Source organism: Serratia sp. TSA_7, from assembly GCF_052692135.1.
In genome coordinates this window covers 57,551-76,408 of sequence record NZ_JBQZFU010000012.1, presented here as the reverse complement: position 1 = coordinate 76,408, position 18,858 = coordinate 57,551, and the positions used below count along the sequence as shown (strand labels likewise).

At 57.0% G+C, this 18,858-nt stretch carries 18 protein-coding genes; 7 read left to right on the top strand and 11 right to left on the bottom strand.

Annotated elements, in window-relative coordinates:
* Nucleotides 1-3: 3 nt before the first annotated feature.
* Entirely contained in the window at nt 4-1,911 is a 1,908-nt protein-coding gene (locus ACUTQW_RS23730; RefSeq protein WP_004946732.1) for a sigma-54-dependent Fis family transcriptional regulator, read from the bottom strand.
* Between the two features lie 282 nt (nt 1,912-2,193).
* Between ACUTQW_RS23730 and ssuD the strand changes: the two genes are divergently transcribed.
* From ssuD to ACUTQW_RS23715, 3 genes are all read left to right on the top strand, one after another.
* Nucleotides 2,194-3,348: an FMNH2-dependent alkanesulfonate monooxygenase gene (gene ssuD / locus ACUTQW_RS23725; RefSeq protein ID WP_445654985.1), complete on the top strand. Its 1,155-nt coding sequence runs from the start codon at nt 2,194-2,196 to the stop codon at nt 3,346-3,348.
* 310 nt (nt 3,349-3,658) lie between these two features.
* Complete coding sequence (locus ACUTQW_RS23720; protein WP_037433982.1) at nt 3,659-4,567, top strand: sugar glycosyltransferase; 909 nt, start codon at nt 3,659-3,661, stop codon at nt 4,565-4,567.
* Entirely contained in the window at nt 4,545-5,711 is a 1,167-nt protein-coding gene (locus ACUTQW_RS23715) for an O-antigen ligase family protein (RefSeq protein ID WP_064799015.1), read from the top strand. The genes ACUTQW_RS23720 and ACUTQW_RS23715 overlap by 23 nt, the downstream gene beginning before the upstream one ends.
* On the opposite strand, the gene ACUTQW_RS23710 is transcribed toward ACUTQW_RS23715, so the two are convergent.
* Together ACUTQW_RS23710 and ACUTQW_RS23705 are read right to left on the bottom strand one after the other, a co-directional pair.
* Entirely contained in the window at nt 5,712-6,818 is a 1,107-nt protein-coding gene (locus tag ACUTQW_RS23710) for a glycosyltransferase family 9 protein (RefSeq protein ID WP_064799014.1), read from the bottom strand. It abuts the gene before it with no gap.
* Between the two features lie 144 nt (nt 6,819-6,962).
* Complete coding sequence (locus ACUTQW_RS23705; protein ID WP_004946718.1) at nt 6,963-7,598, bottom strand: flavodoxin family protein; 636 nt, start codon at nt 7,596-7,598, stop codon at nt 6,963-6,965.
* A 121-nt stretch (nt 7,599-7,719) separates the two neighbouring features.
* Between ACUTQW_RS23705 and ACUTQW_RS23700 the strand changes: the two genes are divergently transcribed.
* Together ACUTQW_RS23700 and ACUTQW_RS23695 are read left to right on the top strand one after the other, a co-directional pair.
* The gene (locus ACUTQW_RS23700; RefSeq protein ID WP_004946717.1) at nt 7,720-8,601 is read left to right on the top strand and encodes a LysR substrate-binding domain-containing protein; all 882 of its coding nucleotides are present in this window, start codon (nt 7,720-7,722) and stop codon (nt 8,599-8,601) included.
* Nucleotides 8,602-8,687: 86 nt separating this feature from the next.
* A complete protein-coding gene (locus tag ACUTQW_RS23695; RefSeq protein ID WP_013813687.1) occupies nt 8,688-9,275 on the top strand; it encodes a nitroreductase family protein in 588 nt (195 codons plus the stop codon).
* A gap of 59 nt (nt 9,276-9,334) precedes the next feature.
* Here ACUTQW_RS23695 and ACUTQW_RS23690 read toward each other — a convergent pair whose 3' ends face one another.
* Complete coding sequence (locus ACUTQW_RS23690; RefSeq protein WP_006326475.1) at nt 9,335-9,904, bottom strand: helix-turn-helix domain-containing protein; 570 nt, start codon at nt 9,902-9,904, stop codon at nt 9,335-9,337.
* A 39-nt stretch (nt 9,905-9,943) separates the two neighbouring features.
* On the opposite strand from ACUTQW_RS23690, the gene ACUTQW_RS23685 reads away from it, so the two are divergent.
* The gene (locus ACUTQW_RS23685) at nt 9,944-10,462 is read left to right on the top strand and encodes a GNAT family N-acetyltransferase (RefSeq protein WP_037433213.1); all 519 of its coding nucleotides are present in this window, start codon (nt 9,944-9,946) and stop codon (nt 10,460-10,462) included.
* A gap of 4 nt (nt 10,463-10,466) precedes the next feature.
* Nucleotides 10,467-10,910, top strand: a complete 444-nt coding sequence (locus ACUTQW_RS23680) for a DMT family transporter (protein WP_445654984.1) — start codon at nt 10,467-10,469, stop codon at nt 10,908-10,910.
* 62 nt (nt 10,911-10,972) lie between these two features.
* On the opposite strand, the gene ACUTQW_RS23675 is transcribed toward ACUTQW_RS23680, so the two are convergent.
* The 7 genes from ACUTQW_RS23675 to ACUTQW_RS23645 all read right to left on the bottom strand — a co-directional run bounded on the left by ACUTQW_RS23675 (nt 10,973) and on the right by ACUTQW_RS23645 (nt 18,849).
* The gene (locus tag ACUTQW_RS23675; RefSeq protein WP_020439389.1) at nt 10,973-12,232 is read right to left on the bottom strand and encodes an MFS transporter; all 1,260 of its coding nucleotides are present in this window, start codon (nt 12,230-12,232) and stop codon (nt 10,973-10,975) included.
* 42 nt (nt 12,233-12,274) lie between these two features.
* Nucleotides 12,275-13,567, bottom strand: coding sequence for an ATP-grasp domain-containing protein (locus tag ACUTQW_RS23670; protein ID WP_006326463.1), 1,293 nt, complete (start codon nt 13,565-13,567; stop codon nt 12,275-12,277).
* Between the two features lie 29 nt (nt 13,568-13,596).
* Nucleotides 13,597-14,226 (bottom strand): CDP-alcohol phosphatidyltransferase family protein, encoded by a 630-nt coding sequence (locus ACUTQW_RS23665; RefSeq protein WP_004946704.1) that lies wholly within the window; start codon nt 14,224-14,226, stop codon nt 13,597-13,599.
* On the bottom strand, nt 14,223-15,509 hold the full coding sequence (locus tag ACUTQW_RS23660; RefSeq protein WP_006326462.1) for a pyridoxal phosphate-dependent aminotransferase: 1,287 nt from the start codon (nt 15,507-15,509) through the stop codon (nt 14,223-14,225). Before ACUTQW_RS23660 ends, ACUTQW_RS23665 begins: the two co-directional genes overlap by 4 nt.
* Nucleotides 15,506-16,228 carry a phosphocholine cytidylyltransferase family protein gene (locus ACUTQW_RS23655; RefSeq protein ID WP_235196215.1) on the bottom strand — a complete coding sequence of 241 codons (723 nt, stop codon included), beginning with the start codon at nt 16,226-16,228 and terminating at the stop codon, nt 15,506-15,508. Before ACUTQW_RS23655 ends, ACUTQW_RS23660 begins: the two co-directional genes overlap by 4 nt.
* A 64-nt stretch (nt 16,229-16,292) precedes the next feature.
* Nucleotides 16,293-17,633: a hypothetical protein gene (locus ACUTQW_RS23650; RefSeq protein ID WP_006326458.1), complete on the bottom strand. Its 1,341-nt coding sequence runs from the start codon at nt 17,631-17,633 to the stop codon at nt 16,293-16,295.
* Nucleotides 17,626-18,849, bottom strand: a complete 1,224-nt coding sequence (locus ACUTQW_RS23645; RefSeq protein WP_006326457.1) for a pyridoxal phosphate-dependent aminotransferase — start codon at nt 18,847-18,849, stop codon at nt 17,626-17,628. Before ACUTQW_RS23645 ends, ACUTQW_RS23650 begins: the two co-directional genes overlap by 8 nt.
* Between the last annotated feature and the right edge of the window lie 9 nt (nt 18,850-18,858).

The following is an 18,858-nucleotide window of genomic DNA, read 5'->3' as shown; positions in this document are numbered from 1 at the left end:
GCTTTACATCGGCCACACCGCATCGCGCACGGTGATCGCTCTGGGCAGCAGGCCCAGGGCGTAAAACCGGTCGGCAATGCTTTGTTGTTCGCGGATAACCTGGACATTCATGGCGCGGGTTTCATGGCTGCGGCGCGACAACGCCAGCTCGAGCGAGGCCGGTGGCAATCCCAGTTCGCTGGAGAGATAACGCGCCGCTTCAACCGGCTGCTCGGCAATGTAGCGGCCGGTATTTTGCAGCGCCAGCATCACCTGCTGGAGCAGATCGCCCGACTGCTCGGCAAAGCGACGTCTCGCCAGATAGAACTGCTGATTCAGCACCCGCTGCGTGCCGTCGGCGATCACCCGCAATTCCCCCGAACGCTGCGCGTCGCTGAGCAACGGATCCCACATCATCCAGGCGTCTACCGCCTGATAGTCGGTCGCCGACAGCGGATACTTCGGCGGTGCGTAGACTATGCGCACGTCGCTTAGCGCCAGCCCTTGCTCGTCGAGCATCTGCACCAGTAAATAGTGGACGTTGGAGCCTTTGTTGACCGCGATGCGCTTGCCGCGCAGATCGGCGGCGCTGCGGATCGGGCTGTCGTTCGGGACTACCATCGCCACGCTTTGCGGCGCCGGCGGTTCATAGGCCACATAGACCATGCCATGCCCTTGAGCCTGGGCGAAAATCGGCGGCACCTCGCCGGTGGTGCCGAAATCGATCTCATCGTTGTTCAGCGCATGCAACAGCTGCGGCCCGGCGGGGAACTCGCTCCACAGGATGCTGATGTGCCGGTCGGCGAAGCGCTGCTCCAGACTTTGCCGCGCTTTGAGCACCCCGAGATTGCCGAATTTCTGATAGCCGATACGCAACTGTTGTTCCTGCTGCGGCCAGGTGGCGGCAGGCGAAACGGCAGTAGAGGTGGCGCGGCGGCGTGGCTTGATCAACCCGAGATGCGCCAGGTGGGTGCGCAGCGTGTTGCGGCTGATGCCAAGCAGCATGGCGGTTTGCAACTGGTTGCCGTCGCTGGCCTCGAAGGCGCTGCGCACCAGCGAGTTCAGCACCCGTTGATAGAGCTGCGTGGTGTCCCCTTGCAACTGGCGGCGCATAAAGTGCCCGATTGCGTCATCACCGGCGATGCCGGCATCTTGCAGGTTTTGATTCAGCCGCAACTGGTGGGGGGCGATCAGCGCATCTTTGCTCAGCAGTACGGCGTTGTGCAGGGTATTTTCCAGTTCACGCACGTTGCCCGGCCAGTGGTAATCCAGCAGCGCCTGCAGGGTTTCCGGTGCCAACCGCAGTCGTGGCCGCCCCAACCGGTGGCCGTACAGCATAAGAAAATGCTGGGCCAACACCGGAATGTCGTCCGGCCGTTGGCGCAGCGGCGGCAGCGTAACTGCGGCTACGTTGAGCCGATAATAGAGGTCTTCGCGAAACAAGCGCTCGCGGATCGCGTTGGCCAAATCCACATGGGTGGCGGCAATCACCCGGACATTCACCTTCAACGCCTTGCGCGAACCGACGCGGGTGATCTCCCGTTCCTGCAATACCCGCAACAGCTTTACCTGTAATGGCAGGCTCAGCTCGCCTATTTCATCCAGCAGCAGGGTGCCGCCTTCCGCCGCCTCGAACCACCCCTGATGGGTGCTGGTGGCACCGGTAAAGGCGCCTTTCTCATGGCCGAACAGCTCGGCCTCGGCGAGGCTTTCGGTCAGCGCGCCGCAGTTCACCGCCAAAAACGGCTGATGACGGCGCAGGCTGTTGTGGTGCAGATAGCGCGCCACCACCTCCTTGCCTGTGCCGGTTTCACCGACGATCAGCACGGTGGCTTCGGTCGGCGCCAGCCGGTCCAGCACGCTTTGAAAGGCGATCGACGCCGGGTCGATCAGCACCGGTTTGTCTGGCGCATAGGGTTGTGGGTTATGCATTGGGCGGCTCCAGGCTTGGCGAGGCTAACGGAGAAAAAATCTTATCCCAGCAGGGCGCCAACGGCGAGGGGAGCAAAAGTGCGAGGTGCTGCAAAAGCAGCAGTTCATCAGCAACGGTTGTTGCCAATGCAGCAGTTTTGCCCGCGCTGTAAATCTACAACCGGATGATTTTAAACAACTAAAAAATTCCACGACGCTGGCATGCATCCTGCTAACAGATTTATAACCAAAGGGTAATTTTCTATCGATAAAAACCAGGAATGGTTATATGGGAAAGGCATAATGACTGAGTCCGTGAAAGAGAATATTAACGTTTTCTGGTTCCTGCCGACCCACGGCGACGGCCGTTACCTCGGCACCGCTCAAGGCGGGCGGCCGGTGGATTTACCCTACCTGCAACAAGTGGCGCTGGCCGCCGACAATCTGGGGTATTACGGCGTGCTGATCCCCACCGGCAAGAGCTGTGAAGATTCCTGGCTGGTGGCGGCGGCACTGGCGCCGATCACCCGCCGTCTGCGCTATCTGGTGGCGGTAAGGCCGGGTTTGCAGCCGCCGAGCCTGGCTGCGCGCATGGCGGCGACGCTGGACCGGCTGTCCGAGGGGCGGCTGTTGATCAACGTGGTGACCGGCGGCGACCCGGTAGAGAACAAGGGAGACGGCATTTTCCTTAACCACGCTGAGCGCTATGAGGTGACGCAGGAGTTTCTCGAGGTCTACCAGCGCTTAATGAAGGGCGAAAAGGTTGATTTTGCAGGTAGGCACATTCGTGTCGAAGGCGCGGAACTGTTGTTCCCGCCGGTGCAGGAAAACGGCCCGCCGCTCTATTTCGGCGGTTCCTCCGAAGAGGCTATCGGCATCGCCGCCAACCAGATAGACACCTATCTCACCTGGGGCGAGCCGCTGGAGCAGGTGGCGGAGAAACTGGCGGTGGTGCGCCAACGCGCCGAACAACAGGGGCGCAAGCTCAACTACGGCATTCGCCTGCACGTCATCGTGCGCGAGACGGAAGAGGAGGCCTGGGCCGCCGCCGATCGGTTGATAAGCCATCTGGACGAAGGCACCATTGCCGCCGCGCAGAAAATTTTTGCGCGCATGGATTCCACCGGGCAAAAACGCATGAGCGCACTGCACGGCGGCTCGCGGGACGATCTGCGCATCGGCCCTAACCTGTGGGCCGGCGTCGGCCTGGTGCGCGGCGGCGCCGGCACCGCGCTGGTGGGTAATCCGCAGCAGGTGGCGGAGCGCATTCTCGAGTATCGGCAGCTTGGCATCGACAACTTTATCCTTTCCGGCTACCCGCACCTCGAAGAGGCCCATCGCTTCGCCGAACTGGTGATGCCGCTGCTGCCGCTGGCGCAGCCGTTGAACCCGACGGCGCGCACGGTGAATACCGGCCCGTTCGGGGAAACCATCGGCGGCGACAAACGGCCAGCCTGAGGATCAAGGCGGCGTGATGGCCGCGTGCGCAATACCCCAACTCCCTCAGGGTTAAGCACCCAATCTCATTCTGCGGCAGCGTTTTCTGCCGCAGTTTTATCTTTCAAAAAGAGAATAATTACGTTTCCCTGCATTTTTTTAACGTGGGTTACAAACGTACACATCTCTTATCTATATCGTGACGAATAATTCAAATTGATAAAATTGCCCGCCGTAATAAATGCTCAGATACTCGGGTTTTGAGTTGGCGTAATTAAAATAAGAGCAATCAGCTCAGATGCCAGTGCATTTACCAGGGGAAATGGGCCAGATGGGCAGTTTTTTTAAGCAGGTATATCGGTATTCTCATTCTCGCCCTTATCGGCACAATGAAAATCTCTGGCCCTATGTGAGGATTGAGCGGGCCCAAAGCGGCGAAATTGCCGTATTGCATTATAAAAAAAAGCCGGTTCCACTGGTAGCGCTGTCCGCGTTGAAAGACAGTTGCCAGGGGCCGCTGCTGCTTACCGCAACCGGGCCTTCGGTTAACGACATTTGTTTTAACCATATTCCCGCCATGCCGACAATGGGGGTTAATGGCGCTTATTCGCTGCACCCGCGGGTCGATTTTCACTTTTACGTTATCGTCGACATGGGGTTTATTGATCAACGGCCGGATATTATAGAAAACATTATCCTGAAGCCGGATTTAATTCTTTTTACCACGGTGCACGGCATTGCCAAAATAATCGACCGCTTTACGCTGGCGGGCGTGAAGTGCCGGTTTGCCGTGGTAGAAGATGCGGCATTTAAAATCTACAGCCCCAAAATAACCCCCTCAGAGCTGTGGGAGCATTACCGAAACGACCACAGCGTCTCTTTTTCATCGGCCAATAAAACCATTGCCTTCACCCACGATATTCGGCGCGGGATTTTCGATGCCGGCACGGTGGTTTATTGGGCTTTCCAGATCATTTCATTTCTGGGGTTCAAACAGCTGTTTATTGCCGGATTGGATATGAATAATTTCCATTTGCCGCGCTTTTATGAAACGAAGGAAAATAAACTGCCCACTTTTTTACCTGAAAAAATTGACGATATCATCATGCCTGCCTTTAGCCACGCCGGTGAAAGAATGAAAAACAACAGTATTGCCATCAAGAATTTTTCGTTGAGCAGCGCCATTGACAGTAATATTTTTGAAAAGGTTGATTATAATGATTTTTTCAAAAAAGGCTGATGTCACTACGGCTTTCTATGTTTACCCATTCCTTGCCTTTTCATTTTTCAGCGCCGTGTTTTGCGGGTATACCCGGGTCAATAATTTATTCCATATTGCCGCTTTTTTTTACCTTATCGCATTGGTCACCCGCCCGGAGCTCCGTTCGGCATGGCTAAAGCAGCGCAAGGCGCTACAGGGGCTGGCGTTGGCGGCGTGTTTTTTGGCCTATTACTCCGCCAGCAATCTTTGGGGGGGAACGCCGGACGATACGGGGTCGGCCTTTACCCACAGCGCTTATATTCTGATCTACCTTGCCCTGCTGGTCACCTTGTTGGCTGGGCCCAGGCGTAATTTCTTACTCTGCGCGGTGATTGCCGGCATTGTGCTGCTGTGCGCGTATCTGGCTATAAGCGATTATCAGGCCATTTATACCCTCAGGGAGACCTCGGTCCTCAATCCGGGCCCGCGTAATGTGATCGATCTCGCCGGCTATGCCGCCGTGGGCATTATTTTAAGCTTGATGGTATTGCGCGATACCCGGCAAAAGAAAGTGCTGCTGGCGATCCCGCCGCTGTTTGCCTTTATGGTGCTGACGCAAAGCCGTGGCCCGTTGATTGCGTTATTGGCAGCGCTGGCATTGACGACCTCATTCGTTACGCTCAATAAAAAAACGGCTATGGGCATTGCGGCCACGATGATACTTGCCGTCGTCGTCGTTTTGTTTTCTGACATTGGCGAGATGCTGATTACGCGCTTTGAAGAGCTGTACCAACAGAGTTTTGTGCGCATGAGCATTTGGCGACACAGCCTGTCGCTGATAGGTCAGGCGCCGTTTTTTGGCTATGGCTTTGATAAAGAACTGACCTTTACCAACTATACCGGTGAGTTTATTCATACGACCCACAGCCTGTATCTGGGCGCGTTGCTCAAGGGAGGATTGGTCGGGTTCTGTTTATTCGCCGCGTTGCTGGGGTTTGGAGCACGGCTTGCGCTGAGCCATCTCAGGGCCGGCCGCCGCCTGGAGGCCGCCTTATACCTGTTTATGCTGATCTTCTATTGCTCGCAGGGCATGTTTGTCATCGCCAACCCGGCCGAGTTTTGGTACCTGTTCTGGTTCCCGGTGGCGATGGTATTGACGTCGCCGCCGCCTGCCGAAAATTGATCAGCCGTGAAGGGGGGATAGTGCCAAGGCATTCGCCACTTTTTCAAACACCTGGTTCTCGGTGATGATGCTTAGCGGTTGGCGGCGTTGCGCTAGGCTAAGTTTTTCGGCATCGATCGGCACGTACATCACCTGATGCAGTTCGCTATTTTGATAGGGGCCGGTGTGCTGCGGATTTGCCGTGACAAACAGGCTGACGGTCGGCGTTTTCAGGGCGATGGCCAGGTGTAACGGGCCGGTGTCGCCGGTCACCAGAACCTGCATGTTTTCCATGACCGCCAGCAACTGCGGCAGCGTGGTTTTGCCGATATGGCTGACCACCCGTTGCCGTTCGGCTGCCGTCAATCCCGCCATAAACGCCTGCTCGATATCCCGCTCTTTAGGGGCGCCGATTAATTCAATTTGGTTATGCGCCGACTGCGCCAGCAAGAGCTTTGCCAGACGGATAAACTGGCCGACGGGCCAGCAGCGCAACGGTTCAGACGCGCCCATCTGAAAGCCGATAACGGTTTTCCCCACGGCCTTGTCTCTCGGCGGGAAGGCGATGGGAATAAACATCTCGGTGTTTTGAGTCTCGCAACCCAATTGGGCCACCAGATCCAGCTTGCGCTGAATTAAATGCCCGCCGGTGCTGCGGCTTACGCCACTCAGCCAGCGCTCCATGCCGGTGGCTTTATTGCCGTAGGCGTCTTTGAACACATAGTGGCAGCCGGCGGTAATCGCGGTGATCACGTCATAAGGGGATTTTGAGTGCAGGATGATGGCCAACTGGGGCCGGCGTTTTCGCAGTTGGCAAATTACGCCAAGCATGTCTTTCGCTTTATGATCCCAATAGATGACATGGTCAAAGTAACGGCTGGTCGCGACCAGTTGCTTGTTTTTGTGGCTGGAAACGAGAGTGATGCCGGCCGCCGGATAACGTTCGCGCAGCGCGCGAATGGCCGGCGTATTGAACATCAGATCGCCAAGGGCGGTGGTGGAAAAAATAACGATACTGTCGAAAACCAGGTCCGGCTTAAAAGTGGCCTTGTCTTTGAAATGCCCTCCCAGCCGGGTGTAAAGTTGCAGGCCAGCGTTGGCCGCCGTTATTTTCCACTGTTTCGACATCTTGATTCACTTTGAGTTGATTGGCGCGCCGCTCGGACAGGTGCATCATATGATGTTTACCTCAACGGGCCAATGGGCGGCAATATATTGCTACATATGTTTGCGTAACCTTAATAAAGGGCAGCGGGCTGCCCCTGTGTTGCATCAATTTGGCCAAACCTGCGAACTGCGCGGCGTATCCATCCGGTAATCCGAATAGGGCCGCGTGAAGATCTCGCGCCCCAGATCGCGGGCGGCCAACAGCGGGTTACGCGGATCGCGGCCGATTTCGCCCCGGCTGTTGCCTGCGCCATGCACTACCCCGACAAACTCGGAGTGCGAGTAGCGGCTGAACTCCTGGATTTGATGCGCGATGCCCATTGCCGCGCCGGGGTAGGTTTCTTCCGAGGCGACCGCCAGCCCGATGCGTTTGCCGCTCATGCGCTGATGCACCTGCTTCGCATCCGGATAGGCGTCGGCGTAATAGCTGAAAGCGCGGTCGAAAAAGGCTTTGGTCTGCGCCGACATGCCGTACCAGTAAATGGGGGTGCAAAACACCGCCGCATCGGCCGGCAGAAAATGTTCCAGGAACAGCTCGCCATAGCGGTCGGTCGGCGGTGGGCTGTGGCGCTCATCCGTCAGAAATCCGCTGATATAATCATCCAGAAAATGCAGGCTGGCCCCGGTTCCCGCCTCGGCGGCACCCGCCATGACGGCTTGCGCCAAAGCGGCGCTGTTGCCGTCGCGGCGCGGGCTGCCGACCAGCACGATAAGGCGTTTGGGTTGATGAGTTGAATTCATGTGATTCTCCGTTTGCCGAGCGTGAAATTGTCATTGCCACTCTATGGGGAACAAGGAACAGGCGACAAATGACGCTTTCTCTGCCAGGATGAATTCAATTCATCCCTATGGATTGTCCACTATGTTCGCCACGCTTCCGGTTACCGCACTGCGCACCTTTGAATCCGCCGCCCGCCTGCGCAGTTTTAAACAGGCTGCGCTGGAGCTGGCGGTTACGCCGACCGCAGTTTCGCACCAGATCAAGGCGCTGGAGCGGCAACTGGGTTTTGCCCTGTTCGACAGGGTGCCGCGCGGCGTGCGGCTGACGGAGAAAGGGGAGCGTTTGTTCGCAGGGGTACATACCGCGCTGCTCGATGTGGCAAATACGCTGGATGCGCTGCGGCCGGTGCCCAGCGCCGGCGCGCTGTGCGTTTCCGTGACCCATTCTTTCGCTGCCCTGTGGCTGGTGCCGCGCCTGGGGCGTTTTTATCAGGCTTATCCGCACTATCTGGTTCGTCTGGAGGCTTGCGCTGAGGTGATCGACCTGCAGCAGGACGCCAGCGTGGACATTGCCATACGCTACAGCAGCGCCAATTATCCTCGATTGCATCAGGCCGCACGGTTGGAAGAACGTTTTGGCGTTTACGGCGCGCCGGGGCTGTCTGCCACACAGTTGCAAACGCCTGCGCTGATCACCGTTCGCTGGCGCGATTCAACGCTGTATGAAAACGGCTGGCGCGACTGGTGCCTGGCTGCCGAGGTCGACTGGTGGCAGCGGCACAGGTCGCTGCGTGCCTACGATGAGGAGCATTATGCCTTGCAGGCGGCGGTGGCCGGGCAGGGGCTGGTGCTGGCCAGTTCAGTGATGGTGTCCGATCTGGTGCGTAACGGCCTGCTGGTGGCTTACCGACCGGAAATTGGCGTACCGGGCGCCGCTTATACCGCGCTTTGCGTGCCTGGGCGCGAACGACACCCGCCGGTGCGGGCGTTTCTGGGCTGGTTGCAGCAGGAATTGCGGTATTGAATACAGCACAAAATAAAAACTTTTCTGATGTGGAGCATGGGAATATTGGGTAAATTCGGTATTCCATTCCCATGAGAGAGATGTCCATGAGCCAGCCAAGAACTTCTGATTACCCGATTGATGCACAGTTTATTGAACGCTGGTCGCCGCGTGCGCTGGCCAATGATCCTATCGACGACGAAACCCTGTTGAGCTTCTTTGAAGCGGCGCGCTGGTCACCTTCGGCCTATAACATCCAGCCCTGGCGTTTTGCTTACAGCAAGCACGGCTCGGCCAGTTGGGACAGCTACCTGGATTTCCTGATTGAGTTCAACCGCGGTTGGGCGCAACACGCCTCGGCGCTGGTGGTGGTCATCTCCAAAACCACCAGCCTGAATGGCGATAAGGAAGTCGCTAACCCAAGCCATGCGTTTGATGCCGGCGCCGCCTGGGCGAACCTGGCGTTGCAGGCGCACTTGAAAGGCTGGCTGACCCACTGCATGGGCGGCGTCCACCACGACAAAATCAAGGCGGCGCTGAACCTGCCGGATAACTATGTGGTGCACGGCATGGTGGCGATCGGCAAAGCGGGTGATAAATCCCAGTTGCCGGAGTTCCTGCAGCAAAAGGAGATCCCTTCAGGGCGGTTGCCGCTGGAGCAGACGGTGGTCGAAGGGCTGAACTTCACCCTGTAATCGTTTCGCCTGACGTGAAAAAGCCCGCAGAGGATAACTTTGCGGGCTTTTTGCTTTCTTCAAGCCTTGCTCATCACCACAACCAGATAAATGCAGGGCTCGTCGCTCTCGTTTTTGAACACGCAGTCCGCCGGTGGGCCAAGTTCAAGGCAATCCCCTGCGGCCATTTCATGGCGATTTTCCCCTTCCAGGAACACCAGCTCGCCGGACAGTAACCAGATTAATTGGCGTTTGAACGCGTAGACGGAGGCCGGCATCGGGATCTCCGCCCCGGCGGGCAGCTCAACGCGCACCAGATCGAGCGGAATGTCTGAGCGCGGGGACACATGACGGCGGACGTAACCGCTCTCGGGATCGACCCAGACCGGTTGATCCTCCCGGCGCAGCAGCCGGCCTTCCTGCGTTTCCGCACGCGCGATCAGTTTGGACATGCTCAGGCCGAAGGCGCCGGAGAGCCTGGCCAGCAGCATGGCGGTGGGGCTGCTGTCGCCGCGTTCAATTTTATGCACCATGGCCCGCGAAACGCCGGCCCGCTCGGCCAGATCGGACAAGGACCAATGGCGGGCTTCGCGTTCGATGCGGATGCGTGCGCCGATGCGCTGATTTAGGTTGTCTAATTTATTGTTCATATCGTAGTATGATAGTGGACAGTCAACCAGGGGGTCAACATGCTTATCCGTAACGCGACTATAACCGATAGCGAAGGCATTGCCGCTATCTATAACGACGCCGTGCTTAACACCACGGCGATCTGGAATGAACTCACCGTCGATGCGGCGAACCGTGCGGCATGGATGGCGGAACGCCAGGCGGTGGGGTATCCGGTGCTGGTGGCCAGCAACGAGGCGGGCGAGGTGATTGGCTATGCCTCGTTCGGCGACTGGCGGGCGTGGGACGGCTATCGTCACACCGTGGAGCACTCGGTGTATGTGCGGCGCGACAGCCGCGGCGGCGGGGTGGGGAAAACCCTGCTGACAGCCCTGATCGAACAGGCGAGGGCGATAGGTAAACATGTGATGGTGGCGGGCATCGAATCCGGCAATACCGCGTCGATACAGCTGCACCTTAATCTGGGGTTCCAGAACGTGGGGCGGATGAGCGAAGTGGGCGCCAAATTCGGCAAATGGCTGGATTTGACCTTTTTGCAGTTGCAGCTTGATCACGAAAAATCGCCGCCGGTCCGCTAATCCTATGAATATCATGCTATTGCTGCTGGTGGCGGCGGGTGTCAGCCTGGTTGCCCAGAACCTGCTGATGGTGCGCATCAGCGAAAGCGCATCGACGATCCTGATCGCTCTGGTGATCAACTCCAGCGTCGGCCTGCTGCTGTTGATGGCGCTGCTGTTCGCCAAAAACGGCGCCAGCGCCCTGGCGGAGGTGACCGGCAATTTCAGGGGCTGGATGCTGTTGCCCGGCTTGCTGGGCTCGTTCTTCGTCTTTTCCGGCATTTTGGGTTACCAAAAGCTGGGGGCAGCGACCACCATTTCGGTGCTGATCGCCAGCCAACTGGTGGCGGGGTTGGGGGTGGATATTTACAAGGCCGGGCCTGCTGCGCTGCGCGACAATCTGCCTGCGCTGTTCGGCGCCGTTTTGTTGGTTGTGGGTGCTTTTTTGGTGGCCAGAAGAAGTTTTTGAAGAGAAAAAGCCCGCCGGTTTTTCCTCAGGCGGGCTTGTCGGCATCGGCGCGGGCCTACAGGTTAGCCGTTTTCACTAAGGCGCTCGGGCGGTGCGTCTATGCCGAGTATGGCCGTGCTTTTACGGTATGAGCACAAGATAAAGGCGAGCCCGAGCAGACAAGCGGAAACAATGACAAACCGGCTGTTGATCAACTGCGAAAGCGCACCCCCCAACAAGGCAGCCGGCGGCATGATCCCCCAGGTGATGAAGCGAAAGCTGGCGTTGATCCGACCCAGAAGGTATTCGGGGCTAACCAACTGCCGGAGGCTGATAATATTGACCACTCCAATGGACGACCCCCAGCCTGCGCAAAACAGGAAGACGCCGAGTAGCAGCTGATCTTGCGATGCTGCTTGCGTCACGGTGCAAATAGCCAAAGTGAAAAGGCTGTAGATCACTCCGCCCACCATGATGCTGCGCCCGTGCCCCAGCCGTTCGCTGGCCTTGCCGGCGCAGAGCGCGCCGATCAATCCCCCCAGCCCCTGCAGCCCCAGAATCAAGCCGACTTGCGTGGTGGCAAGGCCCAGCGTGCGGGTGAGATAAACCATGATTTGCGGGGTCGCCGCACAGGCGAAGATGTTCCACACCGCGCCGATAATCACCAGGCGGCGTAACGGTGGTGAATGGAAAAGGGTGTGAATGCCCAGCTTGATTTGACTGAGGCTTGACGGACGGGCGCCCTCGGGAGGCGCAGGCTTATTCTTGGGCACGGTCAGGATCATGCTGCTGCCCATCAGAAACAGCAGGCTGTTCAATAACAAGGCCCCTGGAATGCCGGCAATTTTTAACAGCATGCCGCCCACGGCAGGCCCGACCAACTCTGCCGCACCGGCAATGGCCGCCAGAGCGCCGTTGCCTTTGGCAATCAGCCGTCCGGGAACCAGCGCAGGGATATAAGTCCAGTAAGCCACTTCAAAATAGACATTGGCGGCGCCGACGATAAAGACCATCGCCGCCAGAGTCATCACCGACAATGCGCCGGTCCAAACGATAAACATGATTATCAGCAACAAAACGACACGCAGAAAATTGGCGCAAAACAGAATCGACCGACGCTCCCACTTATCAGCGGACACGCCGGCGATCAGGCTGAAGATGATAAAGGGCAAACGTTCGCTGGCGGCGAGAAGGCCTATCTCAAAGGGTGTCGCATCAAGAAAGGTTATGGCGATGAGCGGGATAACGATAATCACTATCGCCGTGCCGAGCTGAGTGGCAATATCTCCCATACAGAATCGTACGAAGGCCGGATAATGAAAAATCGAATCCCGTGTTGTCATTTGAACTGCTTCCTTAGCTCGCCAGTGTGCATGCAGTAAACCTTACGCAAAGTATTTTGCCGTTTCCAATCCAATCAGCGCATCTATTTCGTTCAGGAAGCGATGCCCTTTTTCAGCCACTTCCTGCGGGGTTTCGGCCAGAATAATGACGTGCCCCATAATGCTGAAATTGCCCCCGTAGCGCCCAATCTCCTTACCGGCAAAGATATTCAGCGTATTGTGCGGGATCTCGTAGCGAGCCAGCAGTTCATCGAGTTGTTCCGGTCGGAAGGATGAGGAGATGGTGCCTCCATGTCTGGCCGCCACCGCGAGAGTAATCCCCGCATTGGTAAACTCATCGTCGCTGACAGTGACCGGCTCCCCCAGATGCAGACGGATCAAATACTCGAAAGGATCGTGGCCTGTCTGAATCTGATACATGATCGGAGACACGCTGCCCATCATTCGGGCATTGATTTCCACCAGCACCGGGCCGCTGTCGGTTAACAGCAATTCTACGTGATACAGGCCAATCTGAATGTTCAGGGCGGTAAACACCGCTTGCAGATAGGTTTTCATCTCGTCACGCGTTTGTTTCGGTAAACCGGAGGGCATGACCGCCGCCAGTTCCAGCAGATCGTAATAATGCGCGCGGTAACGGGTGGTGGTGGCGTAAAACATGACCTCGCCTTCACGCACGATCACCTCAGCGGAGTGCAGGGTGCCGGTGACGTATTCTTCGATGATATATTCATGCGACACCACACTGTCAATCAAGGCGCTGTTGGCCCGATCGATCTTCAGGTTATCGATATAATTATCGAAATCGCTCTGCGTGTGGCAAATAGCGGAAAATTGTTTGGCAAAGCCGCGAATGGGTTTTACCACAAACGGCAGCTTGATTTTTTTTGGCCCTTGCAGCAGTTCCTCTTCATTTAACACCTCAAAATCCGGTGAGCGGATACCGTTGCTCTTAAGGGTGGTGCGCAAGCGATTTTTAAATATCGCATTGCCCAGATCTTGCGGGCTGGGATAGCGCGTTCCCCATTTTTCAGCCGCACAGGCGGCCGCCATGATGCCGGTCTCGGCCGAGCTGATTACCGTGTCGAACGGATTCTCTTTCACCAAGGCCTCGAGTACGGGGAAAAGATGCTCGTTTTCCAATGTATCTACCTCGATATAACGATCGACATGGCCTAACTGGTTAGCCAGTTTCGCCGGGTCTTTCGACATGATGCTGACGAAACTCGAAGACTTGGTCGGATGAATAAAGGTGACCTGGTGGCCGAGCCGCTGAGCGCTGCGAAAGGCGTTCAGACCGGTCGGGGTGCTGTCGATAAAGATAACGTGAGCCATAAGCATTTCTCCTTGGAATAAAATAGCAACTAATTTGGGAAACCACAGAGCAACAGATTGATAAAGAACAGCACGCTGAGAGCCGTGACGCAGAAAGTGGCGTTGGGCATACGAATGGGAACGCAGGTTATTTGCAAAATGGAAATGATGGCCGTAATGAGCAGCACCAGGCCGCCGGGCAAATAACCGGCCGTGTTCAGCAACAGCATATTGATGATAATAAAAGCGGCATAAGGCGTTTGCAGGCCATAAGCGCTCTCATCCCCCGATCCTGTCTGCAGGGTGAAGTGCGACAGGCGCACGCAGCCAAACAGGACGATAGAGGCCGAAATAACGCCGGTCAGAAGGGGGGTATAGGCAAACTGCTGGAACAGCAATACGGCGGTAACCACATTGAAATTCAGCATATCGGCCAATGTATCGAACTGTTTGCCAAATGCCCGCTTCTCTTGCTGATGAGCATAAAAACGCCGGGCCAGATATCCATCAAGATGATCGAGCAAAATAGCGATAAACACCAACAGGATCGCCCACTCCGCGCGGTGGGCTAAAACCAGCATCAGCGCTACGATCCCCGCAAGAACATTGATCGCGGTTACCAGATTCGCGCCATCTATATATTTACCGGGCATCAGCCAGTAGCGTCGTTTTGACATCATGGCAGTTCCAGTTTTTGAGCGAGCGTGGCGTGGTGGCAATTAGCCAATCGCTCAAGCGCGGTGTGGAACGTCGGTTCATCACAGCACAAGACGATCCTGATATGGTCGGCGCAGCTTTGCCCGTAAATAATGCCGGGGACCGTGGCGACGCGTGCAACCTGCAATAAGTAATCCGCGACGCTCTCGCCCACGGTGGCGAAGCGTTGCCGTTGTGCCGGTGGCAAACGTTGATAGAGCCCTCTGACGCAGGGAAACAAAAACATTCCCCCCATCGGCGAACGTGGCCAACTGAACCCCAGCGTTGGCGTTAACCGCTGTTTTGCCAGGCGTATTCGCGAGTGAAGCATTTTTTGCTGGTCCGCCAGCCAATCGTCGGTCTGTGCGTCCTGGAGTATGCGCAGGGCAATCTGTTCATATTGGCGGTTAACGCCAAGCACCAGGTAGTCGTGGGTTTTGCTGGCCGTGGCGATAAATTCGGCGCTTCCGACCAACCAGCCAATGCGCAGGCCGGGAATGCCGAATTTTTTGGAAAAACTGTTGGCCAGAACCGTCCTGCTCGCCAAGGGATCAAAGCTGCGTGCAGGGTAATGCGGGCGGTTAAATGCCATGCTGTCATAGACTTCATCGTGAATAATCCAGGCGCCGCTGCGTTCTGCGCAGCGCATGAGCTGTTGCCATTCCTCGGCCGACAGCACATACCCCGATGGGTTTTCCGGGGAATTGACAATCACCGCTTTTGCCCCGCCGAGTTGGCTTCGGAATGACGGGTCGCTGTCGATCAAATCGGTGAATTCGGCATCGCCGACCGGGCGCGAAAAGCGCCGAGGCTGGCGGCCGAGAGCCAGCAGGGCGCGTTCATACAGCATATAGGAAGGATCGGTGATCGCCAGCGTATCCCCAGGATTCGAGCAGCACAGAATCGCCAGTGCGACGGCTTCAACGCCTCCGTGGGTGATTAAAACCTCGGTTTCAGGATTAATCTTGAGGTTATAACGGCGCAGATACCAGTCAGCGATCGCCTGACGCAGCGCCAGGGATCCCAACGAGTGCCCATAACGTTTCGCCGAGGAAAGAAACGCCTCCTGGGTCAGATCAGTCTGGGCAATCTCTGCCAGCAAATGCGCGGGTGGGCCAAATGCCGGTTCACCGATGCTCATGTTCATGATATCCGGATTGTCACGAGCGGCCTGCGAGATGGCTTTTGATACGTAAACCCCGATGTCGGACAACGTGCTGTTCAGCAGCGCCGGTTTCACTTGATCCAATGCGTTAGGCTCTTTCATGAGGTTAAGATCTCCTCGGCCAGATGGGTAGCCCGTTGCAGGTCGTTGTGATTGTCCACTTCAATCCAGGGGCGGCCGCCGGCGTCGACGTAGGCCGTCGGAAAACGGGAGAATGCCTGTTCGAAAATTTTGTAAAGCTGCATTTCCCCTTCAAACGGCAAGGTACTCAGCGCATCGACGATAAACTGCCGTGCCGCTTCGCCCAATTTGACGAAGCAGATAAATTCGCCGATGGCACCATCACCCGGTTGGCTTTTTGCCGTCCCATGCTCAATAAACAACAAATGTTCAACCTTGCCATTGGGGGCGATAACCAGCGTATCGATACTGGGATTTTTGCTGTCGGAATCCACCGCAATGCAAATTTCGGCCGGGTTGTCTATTACCTGCTTGAGCAACGATGGCGGGATAAGCAGGTCGCCTTCATAGTAAATCACCGGCCCAGGGTGTTGACTGAGGGCCAGCCAGGCGCTCCAGTCCAGATTGCGGGATTTGAACTGTGGATTGTGCGAGACAATAAAATGGCTGCCCCCCAATGATTCAAACAGAATCTGCGCGACCTCCGTGGCACCGTGCCCCAGAACAAAGGTTTTATGCCCGATGCCGGCGCGGTCGAAGGATTCGAGTTGGTAATCCACCATTCGTCGTTTTCCAAGCATCAGGCTGGCTTTATGCCGGGATGTGGTCAGTGGCAGTAGTCTGCTGCTGGAACCTGCCATTAAACATGCAAGACGCATTTTCAATCTCCTTGTGTAAAACAGCCGCCGGGTGGCAGGCCGGGGGTTACTCGGCGCGTTCCAGACCGGTTGACCAGCTTGCGCCTTGCGCATGGTTAACAACGATCGCTTTACCGTGATAAGCCTCATCGCGCGAGAAGGTGCCGGTGTAACGACCATCGATGACGATCGGGCCAATGCATACCATTCTTGGATTGTTCTGTTGATGCGGCAGGGTGTACGTCCATATGTCGTCAACAATGTCCTGCAGGACAAAAGAACCGCCTTCCGTCAGTTGCCGTTCCAACTGCGCACGCCATTGCGGAGCCGACATCTGTCTGCCAAACATCACCTGGTAACCGCACAGGCCCAGCCCCGGTTTTAAAACCAGATTGCTCTGTTCGCGTATCGCTCTGGCCAAATTGCCCGGCGTTAAAATAAAGGTGGGGGGAATGTGGGCATCGATCAGTGCGCGCTCTTGCTCAGTGAACAGGTGGGCATAATCGGGATCGGTGAGAAGGGCCAGGTTTGCTTTGTTGTCGTAAACCGCACAGCTGGCCGGTACGCTGAACAGGTCTATCTGGCCCTGATTTTCCGCCGCGACCAGCGCTGCAATAAACGCGTTGTCGATGTTGTATTGCAGCTGTTCGGCGTACACCAAATCGGTAAAAACGATGTCGATTTTTACGCCGAAAGCATAGACGCCCGTTGGGGTGAAACGGACGTCCGCCGGTTTGCCGGTCAAGAGTCGAAAACCGCCGCGGCGGGCGATATGGCCAAAGTCGGGCCAGCCAAAATTGTCCTCCGGGATCTCGTCCGGATCGTCCAGCAATTCCAACATAACCGGGGTGCGTTCGTCCGCCAGCGGCGTGCGGTGGCGGTGCAATGTTTCGGCCCAGAGGCGCCCCATGTCCGGCGCATGGAGGGTAATTCCCGCTGCCTGCAGCCGATGGCTGAGCGCATGGTCCTGCAAGGTCGTGACATAACGATCGCAGATGCCCAGCCCGCCGAGTGAAGGCGTCACGTTCATTTCAACCAGTTTGAAGCCTTCGTGGGTCAGCAGTGCGTCCGGCCTGGCAAACAGCCGTGCGCGCGCTAATACGTGCGGCGTGCAGAAGGCCAGTATGTCTTCATGCTGTTGCGGCGTGAGGCACTGCGCGGCCAGAAAGCGCGAATAATCCCCGCCGAACAGGCGCTCCGGCAGGCTGAAAACGATGGCCAGCAGCCGCGCGGCGTCGGCACCGATGCTTGTCAGATGGCCGGGCGGGAACACCGCAGGCGGAAAGGTGGCGCGCCAGTCGCCGGGGTGTACCTTGAGCAATGCCTGGGAAAAGGCGTCAGCGGACTCGGCGCTGCCCTGCGAGGAGTAGAAGTCCATAACCTGTTGATCAAGCGTATTTTTAATCACCCTTACCTCCCAGTTCCAATGATGAAAGACGCGCGATGGCCTGATTGAAAACCTGCTCGCTGGCGCAATTGGTCAATCGCAAGTGTTGTCGGCTTTCAACGCCGTAAACGATTCCCGGCACCGTGGCGACTTGCCGTTCCACCAGAAGATATTCCGCGACTGCGCTGCCGGCATCAGGCGAAAAATCGCGCCAGCGGGTGGGTAAGGCCGGATAGAGTGCGGAAACGTCAGGGAACAGGAACATTCCCCCCATGGGGCGGCGTGACCAACGGAAGCCCTGCGTCTCGCCCAACGCCGAAAGCGCGTAACGGTTGCGGGCCGCCAGAATGTCCTGCTGTTGTTGCATCCAGTCGTCTACCTCGGGGGTGCTCAGCAGCCGTTCGGCGATAGGTTCGCCAAGAATACTCACGCCCAGACACAGGCTTTCGTGGACCCTGCTGGCGGCTTCAATCACCTTGGCCGGCCCAATCAGCCAACCTGTGCGCAAGCCGGGAATGCCAAACTTTTTTGAGCAACTGTTAATCAGCACGCTACGTTCGCGAAGGGCCGGAATGCACCAGGCGTTAAGGTGAGGGCGGGTGAAAGCCAGGGTGTCGTAGACTTCATCATGGATGATCCAGCGATCGCCTTTGTGAGAGTCATCGGCGAGCGCTTGCCAATCCGCGTCACTCATGACGTAGCCGGTAGGGTTCTCCGGGGAGTTGATCAGCACGGCACGCGCCGAAGCGTGGGTATTTGCCGCCAGCGCCGCCGCATATTCGTTTTCGCCTTCAGGGCGGGGCAGCGGATGGCTTTTACGGTTCAACAAGTGAATGGCACGTTGATAAAGGGTGTAGGCCGGTGCCGCCAGCAGGATGCCGTCGCCAGGATTGGTCAACGCCTGCAACGCCAGATTGAGTGCTTCAATCCCCCCATGAGTCACCATGATTTCGCTTTCGGGATCGATATCGATAGCGTAACGACGCCGATACCACGCCGCTATCGCTCTGCGCAGCGACAGCGAGCCGCGTGAGTGTTCATAGCGCTTGACCGCATCCAGAAACCGTTCTTTGTTGAGGTCCTCTCGGCAGATCACGTCAACCAACGCGGCGGGCGGACCAAAATCGGGTTCTCCCATACTGAGATTGAGGATCGCAGGGTTTGCTTTCGCCCGTTGAGAGACCGTCTTTGATGAGAGCGGGTTCAGGTGTTCCAAATACGCATTGATGGCAGGCATGGTATTCCT